9 protein-coding genes and 1 tRNA gene are annotated in these 12,052 nt (G+C 72.5%); 7 read left to right on the forward strand and 3 right to left on the reverse strand.

The window, feature by feature from the left end; all coding sequences use genetic code 11:
* Nucleotides 1–5: 5 nt before the first annotated feature.
* Both ACF1AK_RS00805 and ACF1AK_RS00810 read left to right on the forward strand, forming a co-directional pair.
* The gene (locus ACF1AK_RS00805) at nucleotides 6–848 is read left to right on the forward strand and encodes an ABC transporter ATP-binding protein (RefSeq protein ID WP_391496627.1); all 843 of its coding nucleotides are present in this window, start codon (nucleotides 6–8) and stop codon (nucleotides 846–848) included.
* Nucleotides 845–1,561, forward strand: a complete 717-nt coding sequence (locus tag ACF1AK_RS00810) for an ABC transporter ATP-binding protein (protein WP_391496628.1) — start codon at nucleotides 845–847, stop codon at nucleotides 1,559–1,561. Before ACF1AK_RS00805 ends, ACF1AK_RS00810 begins: the two co-directional genes overlap by 4 nt.
* 45 nt (nucleotides 1,562–1,606) lie before the next feature.
* Here the strand turns inward: ACF1AK_RS00810 and ACF1AK_RS00815 are convergent, their stop codons facing one another.
* Entirely contained in the window at nucleotides 1,607–2,278 is a 672-nt protein-coding gene (locus tag ACF1AK_RS00815; RefSeq protein WP_391496629.1) for an ANTAR domain-containing response regulator, read from the reverse strand.
* 91 nt (nucleotides 2,279–2,369) lie between these two features.
* On the opposite strand from ACF1AK_RS00815, the gene ACF1AK_RS00820 reads away from it, so the two are divergent.
* Together ACF1AK_RS00820 and ACF1AK_RS00825 are read left to right on the forward strand one after the other, a co-directional pair.
* A tRNA-Leu gene (locus ACF1AK_RS00820) sits at nucleotides 2,370–2,452 on the forward strand.
* Nucleotides 2,453–2,554: 102 nt separating this feature from the next.
* Entirely contained in the window at nucleotides 2,555–3,340 is a 786-nt protein-coding gene (locus ACF1AK_RS00825) for a helix-turn-helix domain-containing protein (protein ID WP_391496630.1), read from the forward strand.
* A gap of 43 nt (nucleotides 3,341–3,383) precedes the next feature.
* Here ACF1AK_RS00825 and pyk read toward each other — a convergent pair whose 3' ends face one another.
* A complete protein-coding gene (pyk, locus tag ACF1AK_RS00830) occupies nucleotides 3,384–4,814 on the reverse strand; it encodes a pyruvate kinase (RefSeq protein WP_391496631.1) in 1,431 nt (476 codons plus the stop codon).
* Between the two features lie 285 nt (nucleotides 4,815–5,099).
* On the opposite strand from pyk, the gene ACF1AK_RS00835 reads away from it, so the two are divergent.
* Genes ACF1AK_RS00835 through ACF1AK_RS00845 form a run of 3 tightly spaced genes read left to right on the forward strand, consistent with a single transcriptional unit; the run spans nucleotide 5,100 to nucleotide 8,406 of the window.
* A complete protein-coding gene (locus tag ACF1AK_RS00835) occupies nucleotides 5,100–6,179 on the forward strand; it encodes a hypothetical protein (RefSeq protein WP_391496632.1) in 1,080 nt (359 codons plus the stop codon).
* Nucleotides 6,180–6,209: 30 nt separating this feature from the next.
* A complete protein-coding gene (locus ACF1AK_RS00840; protein WP_391496633.1) occupies nucleotides 6,210–7,853 on the forward strand; it encodes a substrate-binding domain-containing protein in 1,644 nt (547 codons plus the stop codon).
* Nucleotides 7,840–8,406 (forward strand): hypothetical protein, encoded by a 567-nt coding sequence (locus ACF1AK_RS00845; RefSeq protein ID WP_391496634.1) that lies wholly within the window; start codon nucleotides 7,840–7,842, stop codon nucleotides 8,404–8,406. The genes ACF1AK_RS00840 and ACF1AK_RS00845 overlap by 14 nt, the downstream gene beginning before the upstream one ends.
* A gap of 80 nt (nucleotides 8,407–8,486) precedes the next feature.
* Here the strand turns inward: ACF1AK_RS00845 and ACF1AK_RS00850 are convergent, their stop codons facing one another.
* The gene (locus ACF1AK_RS00850) at nucleotides 8,487–11,597 is read right to left on the reverse strand and encodes an AAA family ATPase (RefSeq protein WP_391496635.1); all 3,111 of its coding nucleotides are present in this window, start codon (nucleotides 11,595–11,597) and stop codon (nucleotides 8,487–8,489) included.
* Nucleotides 11,598–12,052 lie beyond the last annotated feature (455 nt).

Here is a 12,052-nt window from a genome sequence, read left to right on the forward strand (position 1 = left end):
CCCCGATGACCACCACCGACGCCCCCGCCCCCGCCGGCGCCGCACCCGGCTCCGCCGCACCCCTGCTCGACGTCTCCGGCGTCACCATGCGCTTCGGCGGCCTCACCGCCGTCAACAACGTCTCCCTCACCGTCGGCCGCGGCGAGATCATCGGCCTCATCGGCCCCAACGGCGCCGGCAAGACCACCTTCTTCAACTGCCTCACCGGCCTCTACGTCCCCACCGAGGGCACCGTCGCCTACCAGGGCACCGTCCTGCCGCCCAAGCCCCACCTCGTCACCCAGGCCGGCATCGCCCGCACCTTCCAGAACATCCGGCTCTTCGCCAACATGACCGTCCTGGAGAACGTCCAGGTCGGCCGGCACAGCCGCATGCGCCAGGGCCTGTTCTCCGCCGTCCTGCGCGGCCCCGGCTTCCGCCGCTCCGAGGCCGAGAGCCGCGACCGGGCCATGGAGCTCCTGGAGTTCACCGGCCTCGCCGGCAAGGCCGACCACCTCGCCCGCAACCTCCCCTACGGCGAACAGCGCAAACTGGAGATCGCCCGCGCCCTCGCCTCCGACCCCGGCCTGCTGCTCCTCGACGAGCCGACCGCCGGCATGAACCCCCAGGAGACCCGCGCCGCCGAGGAACTCGTCTTCGCCATCCGCGACCGGGGCGTGTCCGTCCTCGTCATCGAGCACGACATGCGGTTCATCTTCAACCTCTGCGACCGCACCGCCGTCCTGGTCCAGGGACAGAAGATCGTCGAGGGCGACCGCGAGACCGTCCAGAACGACGAACGCGTCATCACCGCCTACCTCGGCGCCCCGCTCGAAGGCACCGCCCCCGCAACGGAGACCGACCAGTGACCGCACTCCTCGAAGTCCAGGACCTCCGCGTCGCCTACGGCAAGATCGAGGCCGTCAAGGGCATCAGCTTCACCGTCAACCAGGGCGAGGTCACCACCCTGATCGGCACCAACGGCGCCGGCAAGACCACCACCCTGCGCACCCTCTCCGGCCTGCTCAAGCCCACCGCCGGCAGCATCACCTTCGACGGGCAGCCGCTCGCCGCCGTCCCCGCCCACAAGATCGTCGCCCTCGGCCTCGCCCACTCCCCCGAGGGCCGGCACATCTTCCCGCGGATGACCATCGAGGAGAACCTGCTCCTCGGCGCCTTCCTGCGCAGCGACACCGACGGCATCGCCAAGGACGTCGAACGGGCCTACGGCCTCTTCCCCATCCTCGGCGAACGCCGCAAGCAGGCCGCCGGCACGCTCTCCGGAGGCGAGCAGCAGATGCTCGCGATGGGACGGGCCCTGATGTCCCGGCCCAAGCTGCTGATGCTCGACGAGCCCTCGATGGGCCTGTCGCCGCTGATGATGCAGAAGATCATGGCGACCATCGTCGAGCTCAAGGCCGACGGCACCACCATCCTGCTGGTCGAGCAGAACGCCCAGGCCGCGCTCTCGCTCTCCGACCGCGGCTACGTCATGGAGACCGGCTCCATCGTCCTCCAGGGCACCGGCGCCGACCTCCTGCACGACGAGTCGGTGCGCAAGGCCTACCTCGGCGAGGACTGACCCCCGTACGGCGAAGGGCCCGGCGTTGCACGCCGGGCCCTTCCGCTACTCCGCCGCGGCCGCGCCGCCCGCGGCCTCCTCGGCCTTCTTGCGGTCCTGCGCCGCACCCTCCTCGATGACCGCCTCGGCCACCGCCGCCATCGTCATCCGGCGGTCCATCGACGTCTTCTGGATCCACCGGAACGCGGCCGGCTCGTTCAGCCCGAACTTGGTCTGCAGCACGCTCTTCGCGCGGTCCACCAGCTTCCGGGTCTCCAGCCGCTGGGTGAGGTCCGCGATCTCCTCCTCCAGCGTCCGCATCTCGGTGTACCGGGACACCGCCATCTCGATCGCGGGCACCAGGTCGCTCTTGGAGAACGGCTTGACGATGTACGCCATCGCCCCGGCGTCCCGCGCGCGGTCCACCAGCTCCCGCTGCGAGAACGCGGTCAGCATCAGCACCGGCGCGAGGTGCTGCTCGTGGATCTGCTCGGCCGCGGACAGCCCGTCCAGCACCGGCATCTTCACGTCCAGGATCGCCAGATCCGGCTTCAGCTCCTCGACCAGCCGGACCGCCGTCGCGCCGTCCCCGGCCTCCCCGACGACGGTGTACCCCTCCTCCTCCAGCATCTCCTTCAGATCGAGACGGATCAGCGCCTCGTCCTCGGCGATCACGATCCGGGTGATCTGGGGCGAATCGGTCTCAAGCGGCTCGGCCTGCTCGTCGGCGGTGCTCACGGGGCTCCTCGTTCCGGCGGGGTACTGCATGCACGAGGGTACCTAGCTGCGCCGAACGATGCGCGCAGGGTATCCTTCACGGGCATGACTTGCCGGGTTGGTGGAAGGGCAGACACGATCGCCTCAAAAGCGATTGCCTGAAAGGGCGTGTGGGTTCGAATCCCACACTCGGCACAAGATTTTCCTTACATTCCCAGGTGATGGAAATTTCATCACATCGAGTGGCATTCAGAGGGCCCCCTGCCACGGCCCGCACTCCGTCCGAGACTGTCGCACATGACCACGAATTCTGTGCGCGAACAGGCCGTCCTCCTCCTCCGCGGAGGTATGGCGAACACCGAGGTGGCTCGCCGGTTCGGCGTCCCACCCGGCACCGTCTCCTGGTGGAAGCACCAGGACCGCGCCAAGCACGGAGAGCTCCCCGGCCGGAAGCGCTCCACCTGCGCCCACTGCTTCGGCGACGCACTTGACCGTCCCGCGTACGCCTACCTTCTCGGCCTCTACCTCGGCGACGGGCACATCACCTGGCCGGAACAGCACCGCAGCCCCAGTCTATTCATCACCTGCGATGCCAAGTGGCCCGGCATCATCGACTCCGTCGATCGGGCCATGCGCCGGGTGATGCCACGCAACAGCCCCTGCAGGATCCGGCGGACAGGCTGCTACGTGGTCAAGCTCTACTCGCAGCATCTGTACTGCTATTTCCCGCAGCACGGGCCCGGCAACAAGCACGAGCGCACCATAGCCTTGGAGCCCTGGCAGCAGGAGATCGTCGGCGCCCACCCGTGGGACTTCCTGCGCGGCCTGATCCACTCTGACGGCTGCCGCATCACCAACTGGGCCACCAAGCGGGTCGACGGCGTCGTCCGCCGCTACGAGTACCCGCGCTACTTCTTCACCAACACCTCGACCGACATCGTCCGTCTCTTCACCGACACGCTGGACGCGGTCGGTGTGCAGTGGAAGGCCTCGATCCCCCGGCCGACCGGCCAGGTCAACGTCTCCGTCGCCCGCAAGGAGTCCGTGGCCCTCATGGACGCCCACATCGGCCCCAAGTGCTGACGGCGGCGCGGCCCCGCTGGAGGGCCGCGCCGCTGGAACGGGGTCAGTCGTCCAGGGTCCCCACGTGGTGGACGCGGACGAGGTTGGTGGAGCCGGCGAGGCCGGGCGGGGAGCCGGCGGTGATGACGACGATGTCGCCCTTCTGGCAGCGGCCGAGGGAGAGCAGGGCGGCGTCGACCTGTTCGACCATCTCGTCGGTGGTGGGCGCGAACGGGCCGAGGAAGGTCTCCACGCCCCAGGTGAGGGCGAGTTGGCTGCGGACGGCCGGTTCGTAGGTGAAGGCGAGCACGGGGATCGGCGAGCGGTAGCGGGTCAGCCGGCGGGCGGTGTCGCCGGACTGGGTGAAGGCGACCAGGTACTTGGCGTGCAGGAAGTCGCCGATCTCCGCGGCCGCGCGGGCGACGGCGCCGCCCTGGGTGCGGGGCTTGTTGCTGGGGGTGAGCGGGGGCAGTCCGGCGGAGAAGACGTCCTGCTCGGCGGCCTCGATGATCCGGCCCATCGTGCGGACCGTCTCGGACGGGTACTTCCCGACCGAGGTCTCGCCGGAGAGCATCACCGCGTCGGTGCCGTCGAGGACGGCGTTGGCGACGTCGGAGGCCTCGGCGCGGGTGGGCCGCGAGGAGTTGATCATCGAGTCGAGCATCTGGGTCGCCACGATGACCGGCTTGGCGTTCCGCCGGGCCAGGGTGACCGCCCGCTTCTGGACCATCGGCACGTCCTCCAGCGGCATCTCCACGCCGAGGTCGCCGCGGGCCACCATGACGCCGTCGAAGCGGTCGACGATGGAGTCGAGGTTCTGCACCGCCTGCGGCTTCTCGATCTTGGCGATGACGGGGACCCGGCGCCCCTCCTCGTCCATCACCCGGTGGACGTCCTCGACGTCCTGCCCGCTGCGGACGAAGGAGAGCGCGACGAGGTCGGCGCCGGCCCGCAGGGCCCAGCGCAGGTCGGCGATGTCCTTCTCGCTGAGCGCGGGCACCGAGACGGCGACCCCGGGGAGGTTGAGGCCCTTATGGTCGGAGACCAGGCCGCCCTCGACGACGACGCAGCGGACCCGCGGTCCGGCCACCTCGACGACCTCCAGGGTGACCCGTCCGTCGTCGACGAGGATCCGCTCGCCGGCGGTGACGTCCCCGGCGAGGCCGGGGTAGGTGGTGCCGCAGCCGTTCTGGTCTCCCTCGACGCCGTTGTCGGTGGAGATGGTGAACTCGTCGCCGCGTTCGAGAAGTACCGGCCCCTCGGTGAACGCCCCGAGGCGGATCTTCGGGCCTTGAAGGTCGACGAGCACGCCGACGCTGCGGCCGGTCTCGTCCGCGGCCTTGCGGACCCGGCGGTAGCGCTCCTCGTGCTCGATGTGGGAGCCGTGGCTCAGATTGAATCGGGCGATGTCCATCCCGGCGTCGACCAGGGACTTGATCTGGTCGTAGCTGTCGGTGGCGGGCCCGAGGGTACAGACGATTTTTGCTCGGCGCATAGTGCTGAGAGTAGGCATTACCGACGCGTAACGTCGATGTGGGTCCGGACAACGGGATGGCCGTTGCCGTAAGGAGAGTTGAACAATCTGACACGGCGTCGGACCGGCGTGCGAGAGGTCCCCCGGCGTTCGCCGCGACCCGCTCCCTGATGCGATTCCGTGAAGGGGTGTTCACCCCCGGTTCACCGTCACTTCGGCCGGCGCTCGTGGCACGGCGGGACGCTCGTCACCCGGGTGAGGTGCCCGGCGTGACGGAGAACGTGCGACGAGGGGGAATCGTCCGGCATGAAGCGTGCGTTCGGGGTGCTGGTGGCACTGGCGCTGCTCGGCGGGGTGGCGTTCGCGCTGCTGCGGCCGTCGGATAAGACCGAGAAGGCCGAAACCATCACCGGTCTCATCGGCTCGGAGAAGCAGGATTTCTTCCAGGACAAGGACGTCAAGGCCGAGTTGGCGGCCCAGGGGCTCATCGTGAACACCCTGCCCGTCGGTTCCTGGCAGATGGTCGACAAGCTGGACGGGCAGGACTTCGCCTTCCCGGCGAGCAAGGCGCCGGCCGACAAGATCCGGGAGAAGAAGGGCATCGCCGAGCTGAGCCCGGCACCGTTCTACTCGCCGCTGGTGGTGGTGGCCCACGAGGCGACCGCCAAGGCGCTGGAGGCCGGCGGGATGGCGGTCCTGGACCCCGCCACCCATGTGTGGAACTTCAAGATGGACGTCTACCTGGACGCGCTGCGCAAGGGCAGGACGTGGGAGGACCTCTCCGGCGGCAAGTCCCAGGGCGAGCTGCGCGGGACCATCATGATGGCCACCACCGACCCCAACGACTCCTCCTCCGGGGCGATGTACCTGGCGCTGCTCTCCTCGCTGGAGAACAAGGGCCCGGTGTCGAGCGACGAGGAGGTGGCGAAGGTGAAGGACCTGCTGCATACCGCGATCGTGAAGCAGGGCGAGAAGCAGCAGTCCACCGACCTGCTGTTCAAGGGCTTCACCTCGGGCGTCGGCCGGCCGCTGTCCCTGGTGTACGAGTCGGAGGCGGCCGAGTTGGTGCTGCAGAACAAGGCTCCCGACGACACGGTGGTGCTCTACCCGGACACCACGATCTTCTCGGACCACACGCTGGTCGGGTTCAGCAAGGGCGGGCGGAAGCTGGCGGGGCTGCTGCAGAGCAACACCAAGCTGCGGGAGGCCGCGACCCGGCACGGCTTCCGCATCCAGGGGGACGTCACGGCGTTCGGCGCCCAGCTCAAGAGCCGGGCCGACTCGTTCCACCTGTCGCCGGACCTCAACCGGTCGGGGATCGGCCACGCCGCCGTCCCGGTGTACGACGTGCTGAAGAAGCTGACCGAAGTCGCGACGAAGAACTGAGCGGGAGACATGGCGACAGGGAAGGCCCCGATGGCGGGGAAGCAGCGGGGCGGGGTCCGGGGGCTGACCGCCGGACTGGCGGTGCTGGCGGCGATGGTGACGGCGTGCACGTCGTCCGCCGCACCGAAGCCGGACCCGACCAGACCTCCGGCCCCGACCGCGCAGGCGGGGGTGCTGCGGGTGCTGGCCGGCAGCGAGTTGCAGGACATGGCGCCGATCCTGGAGCAGGCGCAGAAGGAGACCGGGGTGACCGTCCAGTTCTCCTGGACGGGTTCGCTGGACGGCGCGGAGGCGGTCTCCGCCGGCTCGGCGGACGGGAAGTACGACGCGCTCTGGTTCCCGTCGAACCAGTATCTGCGGCTGGACGAGAAGAGCCGGCCGAAGCTGCTGTCGGAGAGCCCGGTCATGACGTCGCCGCTGGCGTTCGGGATCCGCTCCTCGGTGCTGGGCGAGCTGGGCTGGGGGGACGGCTCGTCGGTGACCTGGGGCAACCTCGCGGAGGCCGCGGCCGCCGGGAAGCTGTCCTACGGCATGGCGGACCCGTCCCGGTCGAACTCGGGCTTCTCCGGGCTGGTGGCGGTGGCCTCGGCGTTCTCGGCCGCGAACGCGGCGCTGACCGAGGCGGACGTGGCGAAGGCCACCCCGCAGCTGAAGCAGTTCTTCGCCGGGCAGAAGCTGACGTCCGGGTCGTCGGGCTGGCTGACCCAGGCGTACACCCAGGCCGAGCAGGGTTCGGTCGGGGCGCTGGTGAACTACGAGTCGGTGCTGATGTCGTTGAACAGGACGCTGCCGCCGAACCAGCAGCTCACGGTGGTGCGTCCGACGGACGGTGTGGTGACGGCCAGCTACCCGTTGACGCTGCTGAGTTCCGCGCAGCCCCGGGAGCAGGAATCGTTCCGCCGGCTGACCGAGTACCTGCTGAAGGAGGACGTGCAGAAGCGGATCTCGGAGCAGACGCTGCGTCATCCGGTGACGGCGGGGGTGGCCCCGGCGGCGGGGGTGCCGACGGACCGGCGGCGGGAGCTGCCGTTCCCGGGCAGTCTGGCGGTGGCGAACCAGTTGCTGGCCTCGTACCAGAACGAGCTGCGGCGGCCGTCGCGGACGGTGTACGTGCTGGACACCTCGGGTTCGATGGCCGGGGAGCGGCTGGCGTCGCTGAAGTCGGCGATGGGCCGGCTGACCGGGTCGGACGACTCCCGGGGGGTGCGGCGGTTCCGTGACCGCGAGGAGGTCACGCTGATCTCGTTCGCCTCGAAGGTCAAGTCCACGAAGACGCACACCGTTCCGGCGGGTGCGGCGGCGCAGCAGGAGCTGGCGTCGATCAACGCGGACGTGCAGGCGTTGTCGGCGGAGGGCGGTACGGCGGTGTACTCGTCGCTGGAGGAGGCGTACCGGGTGATCGAGCGGCAGCAGGCCGCGGCGAAGGACGACCGGTTCACGTCGATCGTCGTGATGACGGACGGGCAGAGCAACGAGGGCGCGTCGGACCAGGACTTCAAGACGTTCCACGCGGGGTTGTCGCCGGCGCTGAGGTCGGTGCGGGTGTTCCCGATCCTGTTCGGCGACGCGGCGAAGGCGCAGTTGCAGGGGATCGCGGATCTGACGAGCGGCAAGCTGTTCGACGGGACGGGTTCGCTGGACGGCGCGTTCGAGGAGATCCGTGGCTACCAGTGACGGTGACGACGAGGGGGGCGGGGGACTGCTGGGGTATCTGGGGTCGGCCCGCAACATCGCCGGGTGCGGGGCGGGTGCGGTAGGGCTGGGGCTGCACTTCGCGGGCTACGGCGGGGCGTGGTGGCCGGGGATCGTGGCCGCCCTGTACGGGGCGGTGGCGCTGCTGTGGCCGCCCTGGACGACCGGCGACACCCGCGGGACCAGGGGCGCCCGCGGGACCAGGGGCGCCGGCGGGACCGGGGACACCGGCGGGACCGGCACGCCCCGGCCGCCGGAGCCGCCGCGGTCGTGGCCGCAGTTGGAGGAGTTGGCGGTGTTCGTGGGTTCGGCACCGCTGCCGCCCTCGGCGAACGTGCCGGGTCTGCTGGTGCGCCTGCGCTCGGCCGGGCCGGGGCCGACCACGGAGCCGATCGTGGTCCGTCGGCTGCCGTTGGCGGTGGACGGGTACCTGCGGGCGTTGACGTGGCAGCCGTGGGTGTCGGACGGCGCGGATCCGGCGGCGGAGCTGGCGCGCGCGGTGGACGAGATGGCGGCGCTGGTGCCGGCGCCCTGACCGTCGGGTCGGGGCGGGGCGGACGGTGGAGCGGCCGGGCCCGGGTCTTCCGGGTGCCGGCCGCTCCGGCGTCGGGCGGGTCAGGCTTCGAGGGCCCCGGACAGCTCCAGGCGGCGGCGCACGCCCAGTTTGCGGAAGCTGTTGGTGAGGTGGGTCTCGACCGTGCGGACCGCGAGGTGGAGCATGGCGGCGATCTCGGCGTTGGAGTGTCCGGCCGCGGCGAGGCGGCAGATGCGCAGTTCGCTGTCGGTGAGGGCTTCGGCGCCGGCGTGGTCGGCGCGGCCGATGCGGGCGCCGGAGGCGCGCAGTGACTCCAGGGCGGCGGCGCGGTGGCGGACGGCGCCGAGGCGTTCGGCCCGTCCGGCGGCCTCGCGCAGGGCGCGGCGGGCGGCGCCGCGGCGGCCCCCGTCGGCGAGCAGCCGGCCGTAGGTGATGAGGGCGGGGATGAGCTCGGTGCCGATCTCGGCGGTGCGCAGCAGGTGGACGGCTTCGGCGGCGAGGTCGAGGCCGTGGCGTCCGCCGGTGGCGGCGGCGAGGGCGCGCAGGGCGCGGCCGACGGTGCGGGGGGTGCCCCAGACCCGGGCGAGCCGCAGCTCCTCCTCGGCGAGGGCGACGGCGGGTCCGGGTTCGCCGAGTTGGAGGTGGCATTCGGAGGCGAGGGAGCGCCAGGGGGTGACGATGGGGCTGCGGACCTGGCGTTCGCCTTGGCGGCGGCCGCATTCGAGGAGGTCGGCGAGGGCTTCGGCGGGTTCGCCGGAGGCGAGGCGGAGCAGGCCGCGGGCGTGGAGGTACTCGTTCCATTCCCAGGAGTCCTGGGCGCGGTCGGCGGCGACGGCGCGGGCGAGGCCGTGGGCCTGCCAGAGGCGGCCGGTCTCGACGAGGGCGATGACGCTCTGGGCGACGAGGTGGGCGTTCTGCTGGCCGAGGAGTTCGGCGTAGCGGCCGGGGGCGGTGTCGTCGGGGGCGGGGCGGGGGGCGGGGGTGGTGGCGGTCCACCAGGAGGGGCCGGGGGCGGCGGGGCGGTCGGTGGAGCCCACGGTGTGCAGCCGGGGCAGCCCGGGGGGTCCCCAGGGGGTGGCCGGGAGGAGGGCGGGGGCGGGTGGTGCGGCGGAGGGTGCGGGGGTGGGGGCGGGTCCGGGGGCGGTGAGGGCGTAGTCGTCGAGGAGGGCCTGGTACTCGCCGCGCATGATCCTGGTTTCGGCGCGGACGCTGAGCAGGCACTGGTAGCCGGGGTCGAGGGGGCCGCCGCGGTAGCAGGCGAAGCCGCGGGCGACGATCTCGTCGGCCTGGTCGAGGAGGTCGGCCCACTGGGAGAGGGTGGCGAGGGAGACCAGCAGGTAGGAGCGGCAGAGCGGGTCGACGGGGGCCTCGTCGAGTTCGCGGATGCGTTCGGTGACCTCGGTGGCGGAGAGCAGGCCGCTGGTGGCGTCGAATTCGGTGAGCAGGGCGAAGGCGGGCGGGGCGAGGCGGTGGGGGGTGCGGGCGGCGAGGCGTTGGACGCCTTCGACGACCTGGAGCCAGCTGCGGCCGTCGTGGGCGGCGATCTGGGCGGTGGCGGCCTGGACGGCGTGCAGGACGTCCTCCTGGTCGACGAAGCGGTGGGCGAGTTCGTCCATGAGTTCGATGGCGGCGGTGGTGTCGCCGCGGGTGGCGAGGACGGCGCCGAGGGTGTTGGCGGCGCGGAAGACGCCTTCGTCGGTCTGCTGGAGGTGGACGGCTTCGGCGAGGTGGCGCAGGCCGACGGTGCGTTCGGCGGGGCCGAGAGTGACTTCGAGGCTGCCGAGTTCGGTGAGCAGCAGTCCGCGCTGGCGGTCGCTGAGGGGTTCGGCGAGGACGCGGCGCAGCAGGGCGGCGGCGTCGGCGGGGTGGTCGGCCTCGGCGGCCTGGCGGGCGGCGCGGCGCAGGGTGTCGGCGGCCCAGCGGGGGGTGGGGGCGGGGGTGAGCAGGAGGTGGCCGGCGACGGTTTCGTCGGGGGCGCCGGTGCGGTGGAGGTGTTCGGCGGCGGCGAGGTGGACCTCGGCGCGGTGGCCGGGGGCGTGGCCGGTGAGGACGGCGTCGGCGAGCAGGGGGTGGGCGAAGCGGGGCCAGTGGCCGGGGCCGGGGGTGTCGAGGTGGTGGTGGAGGGTGAGGTGGGCGAGCCAGCCGGTGAGCCGGCCGGGGTCGGCGCCGGTGAGGTCGGCGAGCAGGGGGACGGGGTCGAGGGGCGGGGTTCCGGGGGCGGGGGTGGTGTCGGCGGCGGGGTGTTCGCGCATCCGGGCGAGGACGCGGGCGACGGTGACGGCGTGGTCGCCGGCGCCGTGCAGCCAGGCGTCGACGGCTTCGGCGAAGGCGCCGCCGGGCAGGGCGCCGCAGCGTTCGGGCAGGGTGGCGGGCCGCTGGGGCGCGCCGGGCCGGTGTCCGCCGGGGCCCTCGCCGTCCGGGCCCCCGCCGTGCAGGCCCTCGCCGTCGGCCGGGTCCGTGGCGAGGTCGGCGAGCAGTGCGGTGAGCAGCAGCGGGTTGCCGCCGCTGGCGCGGGCGCAGTCGGCGGCGAGGCCGGCGGGGGTGCCGGGTCCGAGGTGCTGCCGGGCGATCCGGACGGCGGCGGGGGTGCTGACCGGGGCGAGCCGCAGGGTGGTGGCGAGGTCGGGGGCGAGGTCGCGGGCGAAGCGGCCGGGCGGGGTGCCGAGGGTGGCCTGGCGGTGCTCGGTGGCGATCAGCAGGGCGGGCAGCCGGTCGATCCGGCGGGCGACCTGGCGCAGCCAGCGCCGGGAGGGTTCGTCGGCGAGGTGGATGTCGTCGACGGCGAGCAGCAGCGGGTGGTGGGTGCTGTGCAGGCGGAGCAGGGACCAGAGGGTGGCCTCGGCGGTGCCGGCGCCGGTGCCGGGGCCGGCGGTGGCGGTGGGGTCCGCGGCCGCCGCGGCGCCCCAGTGGCCGTAGGGGCCGGCGGGGGCGGGGCCGGTGTCGAAGAGCTGGCGGGCGGCCGCGTAGGGGGTGGCGGTCTCCTCGGCGGAGCAGCGGGCGCGCAGCACGGTGGTGCCGTCGGCGGCGGCGCGGCGGGCGGCCTCGGCGAGCAGGGCGGTGCGGCCGGTGCCGGTGGCGCCGGTGACCAGCAGGACGTGGCCGGTGCCCCGGCGGGCCGCGGCGGCCCGGTCCGCGATCTGCCGCAGCTGTGGTTCGCGTTCCGCGAGCCGGGTGGACGTGGTGGTGCTCATCCCCGGTTTCCCCTCTCTCCCCTTCTGCCCTTCCCGGCCGCCTGACCTTGTCCGAAGGGGCAGTATCCGCCGTTGTACCGGGAAATCGGCTTGACGTGCTAACCACGCGTTACTGGTGAGTCCGGTTCTCCCCGTGACACGACGGGCCCCGGTGAACCCGGCCGGTGTCACGGATCGGCCCGGAAGGGCGTGCTCCGGTTGTCCCGGGGGCAGTGCGCCCGCCCCTTTGACCACCTGCGGGACCGGATCCGTTGCCCCCGCCGGTCGGCGGGGACTGCCCGGCGGGCCCGATCTCGTGGTGGACCACGATGGCCGGGAGGCTGCCCGGGCGGGAAGCATGGAGGCAGTTTCCGGGGCATGGGCAGCGCCTCCGGATCGCCGTCGAAACGGCCGGCCGTCCCGGGTGGGGCGCAATGCCCCAGGGTTCGGGGTCCACCGGGTGGCCGGGCCGGCTT

This window comes from Kitasatospora sp. NPDC015120 (assembly GCF_043080305.1).
Lineage (GTDB): Bacteria > Actinomycetota > Actinomycetes > Streptomycetales > Streptomycetaceae > Kitasatospora.